This is a genomic window from Miltoncostaea marina, from assembly GCF_018141525.1.
Taxonomy (GTDB): domain Bacteria; phylum Actinomycetota; class Thermoleophilia; order Miltoncostaeales; family Miltoncostaeaceae; genus Miltoncostaea; species Miltoncostaea marina.
Map to the genome: position 1 here is coordinate 854,394 of NZ_CP064655.1, position 14,390 is coordinate 868,783.

The 14,390-nt window shown below is 77.3% G+C and carries 19 protein-coding genes; 13 read left to right on the plus strand and 6 right to left on the minus strand.

Annotated elements, in window-relative coordinates:
• Positions 1 to 13: 13 nt before the first annotated feature.
• Together pgi and gnd are read left to right on the plus strand one after the other, a co-directional pair.
• Positions 14 to 1,639 (plus strand): glucose-6-phosphate isomerase, encoded by a 1,626-nt coding sequence (gene pgi, locus ITJ85_RS04225; protein ID WP_217915111.1) that lies wholly within the window; start codon positions 14 to 16, stop codon positions 1,637 to 1,639.
• Positions 1,639 to 2,673 (plus strand): phosphogluconate dehydrogenase (NAD(+)-dependent, decarboxylating), encoded by a 1,035-nt coding sequence (gene gnd, locus ITJ85_RS04230; RefSeq protein ID WP_217915112.1) that lies wholly within the window; start codon positions 1,639 to 1,641, stop codon positions 2,671 to 2,673. The genes pgi and gnd overlap by 1 nt, the downstream gene beginning before the upstream one ends.
• On the opposite strand, the gene ITJ85_RS04235 is transcribed toward gnd, so the two are convergent.
• Positions 2,670 to 3,140, minus strand: a complete 471-nt coding sequence (locus tag ITJ85_RS04235) for a sigma-70 family RNA polymerase sigma factor (protein ID WP_217915113.1) — start codon at positions 3,138 to 3,140, stop codon at positions 2,670 to 2,672. The genes gnd and ITJ85_RS04235 overlap by 4 nt on opposite strands.
• 87 nt (positions 3,141 to 3,227) lie before the next feature.
• On the opposite strand from ITJ85_RS04235, the gene ITJ85_RS04240 reads away from it, so the two are divergent.
• Complete coding sequence (locus ITJ85_RS04240; protein ID WP_343232976.1) at positions 3,228 to 4,289, plus strand: class I SAM-dependent methyltransferase; 1,062 nt, start codon at positions 3,228 to 3,230, stop codon at positions 4,287 to 4,289.
• Between the two features lie 449 nt (positions 4,290 to 4,738).
• Here the strand turns inward: ITJ85_RS04240 and ITJ85_RS04245 are convergent, their stop codons facing one another.
• Both ITJ85_RS04245 and ITJ85_RS04250 read right to left on the minus strand, forming a co-directional pair.
• Positions 4,739 to 5,353: a methylated-DNA--[protein]-cysteine S-methyltransferase gene (locus ITJ85_RS04245; protein ID WP_217915115.1), complete on the minus strand. Its 615-nt coding sequence runs from the start codon at positions 5,351 to 5,353 to the stop codon at positions 4,739 to 4,741.
• Positions 5,346 to 5,816, minus strand: coding sequence for an RNA polymerase sigma factor (locus ITJ85_RS04250; protein WP_217915116.1), 471 nt, complete (start codon positions 5,814 to 5,816; stop codon positions 5,346 to 5,348). Before ITJ85_RS04250 ends, ITJ85_RS04245 begins: the two co-directional genes overlap by 8 nt.
• Before the next feature lie 96 nt (positions 5,817 to 5,912).
• Between ITJ85_RS04250 and eno the strand changes: the two genes are divergently transcribed.
• The 5 genes from eno to ITJ85_RS04275 all read left to right on the plus strand — a co-directional run bounded on the left by eno (position 5,913) and on the right by ITJ85_RS04275 (position 8,593).
• Positions 5,913 to 7,190, plus strand: coding sequence for a phosphopyruvate hydratase (eno, locus tag ITJ85_RS04255; RefSeq protein ID WP_217915117.1), 1,278 nt, complete (start codon positions 5,913 to 5,915; stop codon positions 7,188 to 7,190).
• Positions 7,191 to 7,313: 123 nt separating this feature from the next.
• On the plus strand, positions 7,314 to 7,613 hold the full coding sequence (locus tag ITJ85_RS04260) for an FtsB family cell division protein (protein ID WP_281412237.1): 300 nt from the start codon (positions 7,314 to 7,316) through the stop codon (positions 7,611 to 7,613).
• 10 nt (positions 7,614 to 7,623) lie between these two features.
• Positions 7,624 to 8,064 carry a DUF501 domain-containing protein gene (locus ITJ85_RS04265; RefSeq protein ID WP_217915119.1) on the plus strand — a complete coding sequence of 147 codons (441 nt, stop codon included), beginning with the start codon at positions 7,624 to 7,626 and terminating at the stop codon, positions 8,062 to 8,064.
• The gene (locus ITJ85_RS04270; RefSeq protein ID WP_217915120.1) at positions 8,061 to 8,384 is read left to right on the plus strand and encodes a hypothetical protein; all 324 of its coding nucleotides are present in this window, start codon (positions 8,061 to 8,063) and stop codon (positions 8,382 to 8,384) included. The genes ITJ85_RS04265 and ITJ85_RS04270 overlap by 4 nt, the downstream gene beginning before the upstream one ends.
• Entirely contained in the window at positions 8,381 to 8,593 is a 213-nt protein-coding gene (locus ITJ85_RS04275) for a hypothetical protein (protein ID WP_217915121.1), read from the plus strand. Before ITJ85_RS04270 ends, ITJ85_RS04275 begins: the two co-directional genes overlap by 4 nt.
• On the opposite strand, the gene ITJ85_RS04280 is transcribed toward ITJ85_RS04275, so the two are convergent.
• The 3 genes from ITJ85_RS04280 to ITJ85_RS17100 are packed head-to-tail and all read right to left on the minus strand — an operon-like array spanning position 8,565 to position 11,459.
• On the minus strand, positions 8,565 to 9,596 hold the full coding sequence (locus ITJ85_RS04280) for a hypothetical protein (protein ID WP_217915122.1): 1,032 nt from the start codon (positions 9,594 to 9,596) through the stop codon (positions 8,565 to 8,567). The two genes, ITJ85_RS04275 and ITJ85_RS04280, sit on opposite strands and share 29 nt — an antisense overlap.
• Before the next feature lie 37 nt (positions 9,597 to 9,633).
• Positions 9,634 to 9,933: an EscU/YscU/HrcU family type III secretion system export apparatus switch protein gene (locus ITJ85_RS17095; protein ID WP_246496317.1), complete on the minus strand. Its 300-nt coding sequence runs from the start codon at positions 9,931 to 9,933 to the stop codon at positions 9,634 to 9,636.
• On the minus strand, positions 9,930 to 11,459 hold the full coding sequence (locus ITJ85_RS17100; RefSeq protein ID WP_246496318.1) for a hypothetical protein: 1,530 nt from the start codon (positions 11,457 to 11,459) through the stop codon (positions 9,930 to 9,932). Before ITJ85_RS17100 ends, ITJ85_RS17095 begins: the two co-directional genes overlap by 4 nt.
• A 110-nt stretch (positions 11,460 to 11,569) precedes the next feature.
• Here ITJ85_RS17100 and ITJ85_RS04290 point away from each other — a divergent pair, with 110 nt between their 5' ends.
• The 5 genes from ITJ85_RS04290 to flgN all read left to right on the plus strand — a co-directional run bounded on the left by ITJ85_RS04290 (position 11,570) and on the right by flgN (position 14,390).
• The gene (locus ITJ85_RS04290; RefSeq protein WP_217915123.1) at positions 11,570 to 12,304 is read left to right on the plus strand and encodes a flagellar hook-basal body protein; all 735 of its coding nucleotides are present in this window, start codon (positions 11,570 to 11,572) and stop codon (positions 12,302 to 12,304) included.
• 151 nt (positions 12,305 to 12,455) lie between these two features.
• Positions 12,456 to 13,211, plus strand: coding sequence for a flagellar basal-body rod protein FlgG (flgG, locus tag ITJ85_RS04295; protein WP_217915124.1), 756 nt, complete (start codon positions 12,456 to 12,458; stop codon positions 13,209 to 13,211).
• Entirely contained in the window at positions 13,208 to 13,510 is a 303-nt protein-coding gene (locus ITJ85_RS04300; RefSeq protein WP_217915125.1) for a rod-binding protein, read from the plus strand. The genes flgG and ITJ85_RS04300 overlap by 4 nt, the downstream gene beginning before the upstream one ends.
• Positions 13,507 to 13,887, plus strand: a complete 381-nt coding sequence (locus ITJ85_RS04305) for a hypothetical protein (RefSeq protein WP_217915126.1) — start codon at positions 13,507 to 13,509, stop codon at positions 13,885 to 13,887. The genes ITJ85_RS04300 and ITJ85_RS04305 overlap by 4 nt, the downstream gene beginning before the upstream one ends.
• On the plus strand, positions 13,884 to 14,390 hold the full coding sequence (flgN, locus tag ITJ85_RS04310; RefSeq protein ID WP_217915127.1) for a flagellar export chaperone FlgN: 507 nt from the start codon (positions 13,884 to 13,886) through the stop codon (positions 14,388 to 14,390). The genes ITJ85_RS04305 and flgN overlap by 4 nt, the downstream gene beginning before the upstream one ends.

Sequence of the window (14,390 nt, forward strand, 5' to 3'; positions counted from 1 at the left end):
GGGGAGGCGCGGGGTGATCGCAGACACGCAGGAGTGGGCGCGGCTGGCGGCGCACGCCGACGAGGTCGCGGGGGTGCACCTGCGCGAGCTCTTCGCGAGCGACCCGGCCCGCGGGGAGGAGCTCACCGTGGGGGCCGGCGACCTCCACCTCGACTACTCGAAGAACCGGGTCACGCGGCAGACCCTCCGCCTGCTGACGGCCCTGGCCGAGCGCGCCGGGGTGGCGCCGCGCCGCGAGGCGATGTTCCGCGGCGAGGCGATCAACGTGACCGAGCGCAGGGCGGTGCTGCACACCGCCCTGCGCGCGCCGTCCGGCGAGCGGGTCGAGGTGGACGGCGTCGACGTGGTGCCCGCGGTCCACGAGGTGCTCGACCGCATGCACGACCTGGCGTCGCGTGTGCGCGCCGGGGAGTGGACCGGCGCCACCGGCCGGCGCATCCGCAACGTGGTCAACATCGGCATCGGCGGGTCGGACCTCGGACCCGCCATGGCGACGCGGGCCCTGGGCGGCGACGCCGACCCGGCGCTGACGCTGCGCTTCGTGTCGAACATCGACGGCGACGACCTGGGCGACGCGCTCGTGGGGCTCGACCCCGCGGAGACCCTGTTCGTGGTCTGCTCCAAGACCTTCACGACCCTCGAGACGCTCACCAACGCCCGCAGCGCGCGGGAGTGGCTGGTCGCCGGCCTCGGCGACGAGGGCGCGGTGCGGCACCACTTCATCGCCGTGTCGACCAACGCCGAGCAGGTGGCGGCGTTCGGCATCGACACCGCCAACATGCTCGGCTTCTGGGACTGGGTCGGCGGCCGCTACTCGGTCGACTCGGCGATCGGCCTGACCCTGGCCATCGCGGTGGGGCCGGACGCGTTCCGGGAGATGCTGCGCGGCTTCCGCGTGATGGACGAGCACTTCCGCGGCGCGCCCCTCGACCGCAACATGCCGGTGATCCTCGCGCTGATCGGCGTCTGGAACGCGAACTTCCTCGGCGCCGACACGTATGCGGTGCTGCCCTACAGCCAGCGCCTGGGGCGGCTGCCGGCGTACCTCCAGCAGCTCGACATGGAGAGCAACGGCAAGTCGGTCGACCTGGAGGGCCGGCCGGTGGGGGTGCCCACCGGCCCGATCGTGTGGGGCGAGCCGGGCACGAACGGCCAGCACGCCTTCATGCAGCTCATCCACCAGGGCACCCGGCTGGTGCCGAGTGACCTGATCGGGGTCTGCCGGCCCGGGCGCGAGATGGGCGACCACCACGACCTGCTGATGGCCAACCTGCTGGCGCAGGCCGAGGCGCTGGCCTTCGGGCGCACGGCCGAGGAGGTGGCCGCCGAGGGCGTCGCGCCCGAGCTCGTGCCGCACCGGACCTTCCCGGGCGACCGGCCCACGAACGTCATCCTGCTCGACGAGCTCACGCCCTCGTCGCTGGGGCAGCTGATCGCCCTCTACGAGCACAAGGTGTTCACGCAGGGGGTGATCTGGGGGATCAACTCCTTCGACCAGTGGGGCGTCGAGCTCGGCAAGGTCCTCGCGAAGCGCATCGCGCCCGAGCTGATCGCGGGCGAGGCGCCCGCCGGGGGCCACGACGGCTCGACCGACGCCCTCATCCGCCGCTACCGCGCGGCCCGCGGGAGGAGCGCCTGATGCAGCTCGGCATGATCGGACTCGGCCGGATGGGCGCCAACATCGTGCGGCGCCTGATGCGCGCCGGCCACGCGTGCGTCGTCCACGATGTCGACCCGGCCGCCGTGCGGGCCCTCGCGGCCGAGGGCGCGACCGCGGCGTCGTCGCCCGCCGACCTCGCCGCCCGGCTCGACGCCCCGCGCGCGGTGTGGGTGATGGTGCCCGCCGCCTTCGCGGGGGCCACCGTGGCCGACGTGGCGCGGCACCTCGAGGCCGGTGACGTCGTGATCGACGGCGGCAACACCTACTACCGTGACGACCTGACGCGGGCCGAGACGCTGCGCGCGGCGGGCGTGCACTACCTCGACGTGGGCACCAGCGGCGGCGTCTTCGGCCTCGAGCGCGGCTACTCCCTGATGATCGGCGGCGACGCGGAGCCGGTGCGGCGCCTCGACCCGATCTTCCGGGCGCTCGCCCCGGGTGCCGACGCGGCCCCGCGCACGCCGGGGCGCGTGGGCGACCCCGCCCCCGAGGAGGTGGGCTATCTGCACTGCGGTCCCACCGGCGCCGGGCACTTCGTGAAGATGGTCCACAACGGGATCGAGTACGGGATGATGGCGGCCTACGCCGAGGGCCTGGCGATCCTGCGCAAGGCGGGCGTCGGCCTCGCCGAGCAGCAGCACGACGCCGAGACGACCCCGCTGCGCGACCCCGAGGCCTACGCGTACGAGCTCGACACGGCGGCGATCGCCGAGGTCTGGCGGCGCGGCAGCGTCGTCGCGTCGTGGCTGCTCGACCTGACGGCCGCCGCGCTGCGCGAGGACCCGGCGCTCGAGGGGTTCTCGGGGCGGGTGTCCGACTCCGGCGAGGGCCGCTGGACCGTCCAGGCGGCGGTCGACGCGGGCGTGCCGGCCCACGTGCTGACCGCGGCCCTCTACGAGCGCTTCAGCTCGCGCGGCGAGGCCGACTTCGCCGGCCGGGTGCTGTCGGCCATGCGCAAGCAGTTCGGCGGGCACGCCGAGACGCCCGCCGGCGAGAGGAGCGCCCCGGGCTAGGCGGCCTCCCGGGCGTCGGCCGCCAGCTCCCGCCGCTCGGCCAGCCGCACCAGCGCCGCCTTCTCGATCTGGCGCACCCGCTCGCGCGAGACGCCGATCGCCTTGCCGACCTCCGCCAGGGTGCGCGGCTCCTGGTCGCCCAGGCCGAAGCGCATGGTGAGCACCTGCCGGTCGCGCTCGGGCAGCGAGGCGAGCGCGCGCTCGAGCGCGTCCGTGCGCAGGCTCACCTCCAGGTCGGCGAGCGGCTCGGGCGTGTCGGCGGCCACCAGGTCGCCGATCGTCGCGTCGCCCTGGTCGTCGACCGGCCGGTCGAGGCTGGTCGCCACGCGGGGCAGCTCGCGGATCTGCGCCACGCGCTCCTCCGGCAGGCGCGCCTCGCTCGACAGCTCGGCCTCGGTGGGGACGGCACGGCCTCGGGCAACGCGACGATCGAGACGCGCGTCGGGGTCATGGCGCCAGCGTGGCACGGACGGACCGCTCGTGGCGAGCCCGCCCCTCGTCCGGCGCGCCCGGCCGGCGGACGCTGGACCCCCGACGAACCCACTGGAGGGGACATGTCCGTGACACTGGATCAGGAGCGGCTCGGCGCCGTGCTGGAGCGCGTGGTCGGCGACCTGTCGGCGACCTACGGCGGCGTGATGGTGAGCATCGGCGACAAGCTCGGCCTGTACGCCGCGATGGCGGGCGCCGGCCCGCTCTCGTCGGCCGAGGTCGCCGCGCGCGCCGGCTGCGCGGAGCGCTACGTGCGCGAGTGGCTCAACGCCCAGGCGGCCGGCGGCTACGTCGAGTACCACCCGGTCAGCGGCAGCTACGAGCTCACGCCCGAGCAGGCCGCCGTGCTCGCCGACCGCGACAGCCCCACGTTCATCCCCGCCGCCTGGGACGTGCCGGCGTCGATGTTCCTCGACGAGGAGGCCACCATCGCGGCCTTCCGCACCGGCGAGGGCGTCGCGTGGGGCGACCGCCACCCGCGCCTGCACCACGGCATCGCGAGCTTCTACCGCAACCCGTACCGGTCCGGCATCGCCGGCGAGTGGATCCCGTCGCTCGACGGCGTGCAGGAGCGGCTCGCCGCCGGAGGCCGCGTCGCCGACGTGGGCTGCGGCCACGGCCACTCCACCGTCGCGATGGCCGAGGCCTACCCGGCGTCGCGCTTCACCGGCATCGACGCCCACCCGGCCTCGATCGAGGCCGCGCGCGCCCACGCCCGCGACGCCGGCGTCGAGGACCGCGTCACCTTCGAGGTCGCCGACGCGCGCACCTACGCGCCCGCCGGCTACGACCTCGTGTGCTTCTTCGACGCCCTCCACGACATGTCCGACCCCGAGGGCGCGCTGGCGCACGCCCGCGAGGCGCTCGCCCCCGGCGGCACGGTGATGCTGGTCGAGCCCTACGCCGGCGACCGGGTCGAGGACAACCTCACCCCGGTGGGGCGCCTCTACTACGCCGCGTCGACGGTGCTGTGCGTGGCCCACGCCCTCTCCGAGGACGGCGCCCACGCGCTCGGCGCCCAGGCCGGCGAGGCGCGCCTGGCCGAGGTGGCCCGCCGGGCCGGGCTGACGCACGTGCGCAGGGCTGCCGAGACCCCCTTCAACCTCGTCCTGGAGCTGCGGTGAAACAAGCCGCGAAGGGGCTCGGCCTGGCTGATCCAAGCCGCGAACCGGCTCGGCCTGGCGGCCTCGCACGCGGCAACGGCCGGCACCGGCTGACCGCCGGGGCTGGCCGATCCAAGCCGCGAACCGGCTCGGCCTGGCGGCCTCGCACGCGGCAACGGCCGGCACCGGCTGACCGCCGGGGCTGGCCGGCCGGGCTGCCTGGTTCGGGCCTGGCGGCCTCGCACGCGGCAACGGCCGGCACCGGCTGACCGCCGGGGCTGGCCGGCCGGGCTGCCTGGTTCGGGCCTGGCGGCCTCGTACGCGGCGACGGCCGGCACCGGCTGACCGCCGGGGCTGGCCGGCCGGGCTGCCTGGTTCGGGCCTGGCGGCTTCGTACCGGCGACGGCCGGCACCGGCTGACCGCCGGGGCTGGCCGGCCGGGCGCCCGGTCCGGGCCTTCCCGGACCGGGCTATCCGCCGCCTGATTCGAGGTCGAGCAGGAAGCGCTTGCGGTCGAGGCCGCCGGTGTAGCCGCCCAGGGCGCCGCCGGCGCGCAGCACCCGGTGGCAGGGGATCACGATCGGGATGGGGTTGCCGCCGAGGGCGTTGCCGGCGGCCCGCGAGCCGCGCGGGCTGCCGGCCTCGGCGGCGATCTGGGTGTACGTGCGCGCCTGGCCGAACGGGATCGCCGCGGTGCGCTCGAGCACCGACCGGGCGAAGCCGCGGATGAGTCGCCAGTCGATCGGCAGGTCGAAGGCCCGGCGGCGTCCCTCGAAGTACTCCTCCAGCTCCCGCCGCTCGCGGTCGAGGCGGGCCGGCGCCTCGAGCACCCGCGGCGAGACGCGCCGGGCGAGCCGGTCGAGCCGCTCGTCGAGCGATGCGCCGTCGAGGTAGGCGAGGGTCACGAGGCCCTCGGGCGTGGATGCCACCAGCAGCGGTCCGAGCGGCGAGCCGACCGTCGCGTAGGCCACGTCGAGCAGCCCCTCGCGGGCCGCCGCGTCGGCCAGGCGCGCCGCCGCGGTGGCGGAGCGGTCGCCGGCCCCGCCGCCGCCGAGGGCGCGCAGGGCGCGCGCGAGCTCATCCATCCCAGACCTCCCGCAGCCGTCGCACGCCCTCGAAGGCGCTCCGCCTGGCGGCCTCCTCCGTGCAGTCCATCACGCGCGCCACCTCCGCGTAGCTCATGTCGGCGACGTAGCGCAGCGCCACCGCCGCGCGCTGACGCGGGGCGAGCCGCCGCACCGCCTCCCACAGCGACGCGTCGGCCGGCTGGGGGGTGCCGTCGACCGGCGCCGGCTCGGGGTCGGCCACGGGCTCCGCGCGCCGCCCGCGGGCGCGGACGGCGTCGATCGCCGTGCGCCGGGCGATGGTGAGCACCCAGGCGCGCAGGTCGCCGTCGTCGCGCACCTCCGGGTACGCGCGCAGCGCCTTGATGAAGGTCTCCTGGAAGCAGTCGTCGGCGTCGTCGGGTCCCACCGTCGCGACGAGGAACCGGTGGACGGGTCCGCGGTGCTCCGCGAGGAAGCGCGCGAATGGCGGCGGCGGGGTCATCTGCACATGGAACGTACGCCGGCGCGGGAACGTGAGGTGCCGCGGGGCGGGGGGTAGACTGCGCGCCCCTCGTAGGCACCCGAACACGGAGCGCCCATGTCCCAGATCGCCCGAGTCAACGCCCGTCAGATCCTCGACTCGCGCGGCCAGCCCACGGTGGAGGTCGAGGTCGCGCTCGCGTCGGGGGCGGTCGGCCGCGCGGCGGTGCCGTCCGGCGCCAGCACGGGGGCGTTCGAGGCGCTCGAGCTGCGCGACGGCGACACGTCGGCGTACTCGGGCAAGGGCGTCATGAAGGCCGTCGCCAACGTCGAGGACGAGCTCGCCGGCGTGCTCGTGGGCCAGGAGGCCTCGGCGCAGACGGTCATCGACCGGACGATGATCGAGTTCGACGGCACGCCCAACAAGGCGCGCCTGGGCGCGAACGCGATCCTCGGCTGCTCGCTCGCCGTGGCGCAGGCCGCCGCGGCCGACGCCGGGCTGCCGCTCTACCGCTACCTGGGCGGCGCGCGCGCCAACCGGCTGCCGGTGCCGCTGATGAACATCCTCAACGGCGGCGCGCACGCCGACAACTCGGTCGACCTGCAGGAGTTCATGGTCGCGCCGGTCGGGGCGCGCACGTTCGCCGAGGCGGTCCGCATGGGCGCCGAGGTCTACGCCGCCCTCAAGACGGTGCTGCGCGGGCGGGGCCTCGCCACGGGCGTGGGCGACGAGGGCGGCTTCGCGCCGGACCTCGCGAGCAACACCGACGCGCTCGAGGTGATCATGGAGGCGATCGCCGCCGCCGGCTACGAGCCCGGCGAGCAGATCGCGCTGGCGCTCGATCCCGCCACGACGGAGCTCTACCGCGACGGGGCGTACCACCTGGAGGGCGAGGGCCGCACGCTCGACCGGGCCGGGATGGTCGCCTACTGGGAGGAGCTGGTCGAGCGCTACCCGATCGTCTCGATCGAGGACGGCATGGCCGAGGAGGACTGGGATGGCTGGGTCGAGCTCACCGCGCGCCTCGGCGACCGGGTGCAGCTGGTGGGCGACGACCTGTTCGTGACCAACAGCAAGCGCCTGGAGAAGGGCATCGAGCTGGGCGCCGCCAACGCGCTGCTCGTGAAGGTGAACCAGATCGGCACGCTCTCGGAGACGCTCGCGGCCATGGACCTGGCGAGCCGCTCGGGCTACGCGTCGATGGTCTCCCACCGCTCCGGCGAGACCGAGGACACGTTCATCGCCGACCTCGCCGTGGCCACCGGCGCGGGCCAGATCAAGACCGGCGCGCCGTCACGCAGCGAGCGCGTGGCGAAGTACAACCAGCTCATCCGGATCGAGGAGCAGCTCGGCCCGGCGGCCTCGTACCCGGGGCGGTCGGCCTTCCGCGCGTGAAACGCCGCGTTGCAGGATCGGGCGCCGCGGGGGCGTACCGGGTGGTGAACGGGGCCGCGCGGCCCGATCCGACCTCCCGGGACGGTCTCGATCCGAGCCAGGCGCATCATCATCGCGGGCCTGCTGACCGCCCTTCTGCTGGGGTACGTCAAGCCGGTGACCGGCTACCTGGAGCAGCGCTCCGAGCTGCGCGAGCAGCAGGCGCGGCTCGCCGACCTGGAGGAGCGGCGCGACAGCTTCCGCGCCCAGCTGCAGCGGCTCGACCAGCCCGCGGTGCAGGAGGCGCGCGCGCGGTCGCTCGGGATGGTGGCGCCGGGCGAGCGCGCCTTCGTGGTGCGCGGCGAGCTGGAGCCGGAGCCGCCCGCGCCCGAGGAGGGCGGCGGTGACGGCGGCCCGCTCGGGTGGCTCACCGCCATCTTCTGACCGCGAGGCGGTGGCCGCGCTCATCGGGCGCGAGCCGTTCACCGACTTCAGCGTCGCGGTCCGCTGCCCCTTCGGCGGCCCGGCGGTCGTCCGCAACGCCCCGCTCGACCTGCGGGGGCGCCCGTTCCCGACCCGCGACTGGCTGGCGTGCCGCGCGCTCGGCGAGGCGGTCAGCCGCCTGGAGGCGGCCGGCGGCGTGCGGCAGCTCGAGGACGACCCGCAGATGGCGCCGCACGTGGCCGAGGCCCACCGCCGGCACGCCGAGCTGCACGCCGGCTACCGCGTCGCGGGCTCGGGCGATCCGCGGTACGTGAAGTGCCTGCACGCGCACCTGGCGTTCGGCCTGGCCGAGGGGGGCACGCCGGTGTCCGACTGGATCATGGAGCGCTCGGGCGCGGCGTGGCCGGCGCGCTGCTGCCTGGACCGGCTCGGCGAGGCGGGGGGCCGGTGAGCGCCGGCGACGACGCCCGGGTGGCCACGGCGCGGTTCGCCTGGGAGGAGGGCGCGGCGCGCATGGCGCAGCCCGCGCCCACGGGGGTGGCCCGGGCGCGGCGGCGCATCGTGACCGCGGTGCACGACGAGCTGCGCCGGCGGGTGGGCGTCACCTTCTCCACCGCCGAGCTCGCGGCGGTCTACGAGGACGCCGCCTCCTGGTACCTCGACCTGGCCGCGCGGGTCGCGCCGCGGGAGCCCGACGCCTGGGAGCCCGCCACGACCCTCGACGGCGCGTTCGCCCTCTACGCCCGCCAGGCCACGGACGCCCGCCGGTGAGCGCGGAGGGCTCCTCCCGCCCGCGCCACCGGCGCCGCCCCCCGCGGCGCAGGGTGCCGCTCGCCCTGGCGGCGGTCGTCGCGGCGGTGGCGCTGCTCGCCGGCCTGGTGGTCGGCTACGCCGCGCGCGGCGGCGACGCGCCGGGGCGCCTCGAGACCCAGTCGCGCGAGGTGCCCGTGGTCACGGTGACGGTCCCGGCGCAGCCGTAGCGGCGCCCGGCTCGGGCGCGGTCCACATCGCGGCGAGCTGCGGGTCGCGCGTCTCGCCGCGCTCGATGAGGGCGTGGATGTCGGGGAGCGCCTTCACGCTCAGGTAGATGTGGCGCTGGCCCACGCTCGGCTTCTCGCCGAGGAGGCCGGCGCGCAGCAGCGCCTCGGCCACGTCCAGCGCCTGGTGGCGCTCGTGGGCGGCCGCGCCGCGGGCGAAGTTGGCGATGTCGGTGTGGTAGCCCATGCCGACCTTGCCCATCCGCAGCATCCGCTGGAGCACCACGCGGGCGTGGCGGCGCAGCGGGCAGGGGTCGTCGGCGATCGCCAGGCTCGCCGCCGGCGGCGGCGGGGGCGGCTCCGGCGGGGGCGGGGCGACGCTCCAGTCGCGCAGCGCGTCCGCCATCGCGGCCGGGTCGCCCTCGAGCGGCAGGTCGCGCCGCAGCAGCTCGAGCGCGGCCTCGACCGGGTGCACGCCGAGCGCACGGGCGACCTCGGTGAGCGTCTCGCCCGCCGCCCCCGCGTCGGGCCGCAGCGGGATCGGCGGACCGCCGAGCGCCACGCCCGGCGGCAGCCACGCCAGGCGGCCGCGGCCGGACGGGCGGTGGGTCTCCTCGACGGCGATCTCGGCGAGCTCCTCCTCGACGCCCGGCAGCACGAGGCAGGTGAACCCGCGCCAGTCCTCCAGCCGCACCCTGGCGGCGTCGGCGCCCAGCACGCGCACCGCGGTCTCGAGGCACGCCACCAGCCGCCGCGCGGTGAGCCTCGGGACGAACCCGGCCGCGACGCGCGCCGGCACGGCCAGCGCCCAGGCCGGCTCGCCGGCCGGCGTGGCGCCCGCCCAGACCCAGAGCGTGTAGTGGCGGTTGGTGAGGTCGGCCGCCGAGCGCTCGAGGGTCATGGCGACCGCGTCGGCCTCGTCGCCGCGCTGCCACGCGACGAGGCCGCCCGCGACCTCCAGCGGGTCGCGGGCCAGGTCGCGCGCATCGACCCTCGTCGCCGCCATGCCGCAACCGTAGCGCGGCGCCGGGGCGCCGCCGGGCTCAGCGAGCCGGATCGGCCCCCGCGCCCGGGCGGGCGGCGAAGCCGGCGTTGGCCCGGTAGGCCCACGCCAGCACCTCGGCGATCACCTCGTAGAGCTCCGGCGGCACGAGGGCGCCCAGGTCGAGCGCGGCGAGGGTCGCCGCCAGGTCGGGGTCCTCGCGCAGCGGCACCCCGTGCTCGCGCGCGGCCTCCACGATGCGGTCGGCCACCGGGCCGGCCCCCGCCGCCGTCACCCGCGGGGCGGCCGCCTCGTCGCCGCGGTAGCGCAGGGCCACCGCCCGTCGCCGGCGGCCGCTCACGCCGACGTGTCCAGCCCCGGCGAGGGCGGCGGCGCCAGCAGCCGCTCCGGCGGCGGGCCGGCGATGCGCTCCACCCGCACCGTCGCCGCCGCGCCCGCCGACCGGCGCAGCGCGTCGGCCAGCTCGCCCGACCGCTCGCCGAGGAAGCGCCGCGCCTCCTCGCCGGCGGCCCGCACGGTCGCCTCGACGGGCCCGTCGCCGCCGGCCGTCGCCTCGATCATCACCGGCCCGAGGGCGGACAGGTGCAGCAGGAAGGCCAGCCGCCGGTCGCCCCGCCCGTCCCGCTGATCGTCGCCGCCGCCACCCGGCCGGCCGCCGTCCCGCGTCACCCGCAGCTCGGCCGTCGCGCCGCCCGGCAGCGGCAGCTGCAGGTAGGCCGCGTCCGCCCGCGGGCCGTCCGGCGCCGTCCCCGGCGGCGGCACGGCCGCGCCCGCCAGGCCCTGCGCCCCCAGCGCGTCCGCCAGGCCCGCCGCCGCCCGGGCGAGGCCGCCCTCGGCCGCCGGGTGGGACGCCAGCGCGCCGAGCAGCGCCCGCAGCGGCGCGCCGTCCGCCGTCCCGGCCGCCCGCCGCGCGTCCGGACCGGCCCCGAGCAGGTCGGCGACCGCCCGCCGCAGCAGCGCTCCGTCGCCCGAGGCCGCGTCGCCGGCGATCCCCTCCGAGGCGGCCGTCAGCGCGGCCGCCAGCGCGGCGAGGGCCGGCTGGGCCCCGGCGGGGGCGGGCGCCCCCGGCGGGGGCGCCGTGGCGGATGGTCCAAATGGACCTCGGCCCGTGGTCCAATCGGCCGATCCGACCGCGGCCGCCGCCGCGGGGCGCGTCCCGGCGGCCCGGCCACTCGGACCGTCCGTCGAGGTCCATTCGGCCGACGGGACCGCCGGGCCCCCCGCCCGCGCCGCGGCCGCGTCGGCGAGGACGGCCAGGGCCCGGCCGACCGGAGCGCCCTCGAGGAGGGTGGCGAGCCCGGCGACCGCCGCGGGGGTGGCCGGCAGGCCGGCGGCCTCGAGGCGCACGAAGGCGGCGGCCTGGGCGGGTGTGGCGACCCGCGCCGCCGCGGCGCGGCCGGCGAGGGCGGCGAGCGCGGCGCCGGCGGGCGCGGCGCGGCCGGCCTCGACGAGGGCGGCCAGCAGGGCCCCGGCGGCGGAGGAGGGGAGGCCGGCGGCGGCGAGCGCGGCGGCCGGGCCGCCTGCGGGGGTCAGTGCCCCGGCGGCGGCGCCGCTGGGCGCCCCGGGGCCGGGAGGAGACACGACCCGCAGCGTGACGCGCTCGGCGGAGGCGTCGGCCACCACCAGGCGGACGGTCGCGCCGGGCGGGGCGTCGAGGTGGCCGGCGGCGGTGACGCGGCCGCCGGCGAGGGCGAGCTCGACCGTGCCGGCGCCGGTGGCGAGGACGCGCGCGGCGAGGGCCTGGCCGGCCGACACGAGCAGGGGCTGCCCGGTGACCGCGAGCGCGCCCGCGGGCCGGGCCGCGGCGGCGGCCGCGGCCGCGGCGCCGGGGGTGGCGGCCGTCGCCGGTGGGGTGGCGGGCGTCATCCCCTCCCTCTTCGTCCGCGGCGGCCGCCGCCTGAAGCCGACCCCGTCAAGTCATCCGGCGGCGCTGCCGATAGAGGCGCGGAGACCGCGGTGCCGACCGGAGGGCCCGAGTGATCAGAGGGATCTACATCGCCGCCAGCGGGCTGCTCGCAGAGAGCGCCCGGCAGGACGTGGTCGCGAACAACCTCGCGAACGCCACGACCGCGGGCTTCAAGGGCGCCGAGGCGGTCTCGCGGCCGTTCGGCGACATGCTGCTGAGCTCGCAGGGCGCGACGAACCGGGCCGGCATCGGCACCCTCAGCATGGGCTCGGAGGTCTCGGCGGTGCAGCGGATCGAGGGCCAGGGGCCCGTCCGGCACACCGGCAACGCGCTCGACCTGGCGCTCGTGGGCGACGGCTACCTGACGGTCGACACGCCCGCGGGACGCCGCTACACCCGCGACGGCTCGCTGGGCATCGACGACACCGGGCGCCTGGTCACGGCGGAGGGCAACGCGGTGCTCGGCACGGGCGGCGCGCCGATCCGCCTGGACCGCGGCGAGGTGGCGATCGCGACCGACGGCACCGTCACGCAGGGCACCGCCGTGCGCGGCAGGCTGATGCTGACGGCGCTCGACCCCGGCACCGTCGTGCGCGAGGGCGCCAACCTGCTGGCCGGCACGCCCGCCGGCGCGGCGCAGCCCACGGTGCGGCAGAGCCACCTCGAGGGCAGCACGGTCAACGTCGTCTCCGAGATGGTCGAGCTGATCCGCGTGATGCGGTCGTTCGAGGCCGGCCAGAAGGCGGTGCAGTCGCACGACGAGGCGCTGCAGGGATCGATCACGAAGGTGGGTGGCGCCGGCTGACGCGGAGGCTCACGCGAGCGCACGAGCCGGACCGTCCTGACGTGACGGAAGCTCGGGAGGCCCGACGGATCGACGGCCCCCACAGCGCACTGCTCGCACGACCCCGCCCGGCCCCGGCCGTCGCCACGACGACACGGAGGTTGATGGGCACATGATGGACGCTCTGTACTCGGCGGCATCGGGCATGAACGCCCAGCAGACCGGCATGGACGTGATCGCCAACAACCTGGCGAACGCGACCACGGTCGGCTACAAGCGCGACCGGATGGACCTGGTGGACCTCGGCTACGTGCCGTTCCGCCTGCCGGGCGGGCGCGAGGGCCAGGTCGGCCTCGGCGCGATGCCGGGCCAGGTGGCCAAGGAGCACGCCCAGGGCCTCGCGCAGTCGACCGGCCGCGACACGGACCTCGCCATCCAGGGCGACGGCTTCCTGCAGGTCACCCGCTCGGACGGCTCGCTCGCCTACACGCGCGCCGGCAACCTCCAGATCGACGCCCAGGGGCGCCTGGCGATGCCGAGCGGCGAGCTGCTGCAGCCGCGCATCCAGGTGCCGGCGGGCGCCTCGGGCCTGAGCGTCTCCGCCGACGGCCGTGTGACGGCCACGGTCAACGGCCAGGTCCGCCAGCTCGGCGCGATCAGCCTCGCCACCTTCGCGAACCCCGGCGGCCTGCGCGCCGCCGGCGACAACCTCTTCACGCCGACCGTGAGCTCCGGCGGCCCGCGCGTGGGCGCGCCCGGCTCCGCGGACCGCGGCACGCTCGCCCAGGGCGTGCTGGAGGGCTCCAACGTCAACGTCGGCACGGAGATGATCTCGCTCATCACCACCCAGCGCGCCTTCGAGGCGGCCAGCAAGGTGGTCATCGCGAGCGACGAGATGATGGGCATGGCGAACGGCCTGCGCCGATGACCCTCCCGCTGTCCGCCACCACCGCGGGCGCCGTCGCCGCCACCACCGCGGGCAACGGCCCCGTCTCGAGCGTCCGTCAGGCCGCCGAGGGATTCGAAGGGATCTTCATGAGCGTCCTCGTGGAGGAGATGATGAAGGGCACGGAGGCCGCCGGGGCCAACCCGGCCTACGCCGGCCTGATGACCGAGAAGCTCGGCGACCAGCTCGCCCGCTCGGGCGGCATCGGCCTGGCCGACCTGCTGGAGCGCCAGCTCGGCGGCGGCGCGCCCGCGCCGGTGGCCGGCGGGGGTCCGTCGTGAGGCCGATCGAGTCCTGCAAGGGCTGCGGGCAGCTGTTCGGCTTCCTGCCGCGCGGCTACTGCGCCGACTGCCTGGACGCGCGCGAGGAGCAGTTCGCCGTCGTCAAGGAGTGGCTCTTCGAGCACCGCGGCGCCTCCATCAGCGCCGCCGGCGAGGCGACCGGCGTGCCGGACGCCACCATCATGTCGTTCATCCGCGAGGGCCGGCTGGAGTTCGTCGGCGCCGGGGGCGGGGGCGACGGCCGTGCGCCGGCCAGCGAGGCCGACGTGAAGGAGCGCATCCGCCGCGACCTGGAGCAGCGCGCGACCCGCGACCCGCGCCCCGCGCCGCAGGGGGGCCGCTCGAGCCACGTCGGCATGCGGAGCAGGGACCGATGAGCGCCGCCGGCGCCCAGGAGCTGGCCGACCAGCTCGACGAGGTGATCGCCTCGCAGACGCGGCTGCTCGACCTCGTGCAGCGCCAGCGCCCGGCGATCGTGGCGGGACGCGACACGGTCGTGGCGGCGCTCGCCGCCGAGATCGAGGTCGAGGTGCGCCGCCTCGCGGCCGTCGAGCGCTCCCGCGCCGCCGCCACCGAGGCGCTCGCCGACGCGCTGGGGCTCGCCGCCACCCGCTGGTCGGTGCTCGGCCCGGCGCTGACGCCGGTCGACCGGGCGCTCGTGGCGCCGCGCGTCGAGCGGGTCGAGGGCCTGGTCCGCGACCTGGAGCTCGCCAACGCCGTCAACGGCCAGCTGGTGCGCCAGGAGCTCGGCCTGCTCGACATGTCGGTGCGCAGCCTCGCCGTGCCGCAGGGGCGCGCGGCGGACCGCGTCTACACCTCGGCCGGCGGGCGCGCGGCGGTCGCGGCCACCGGCCCGATGCTGCTCAACACGGCGGCCTAG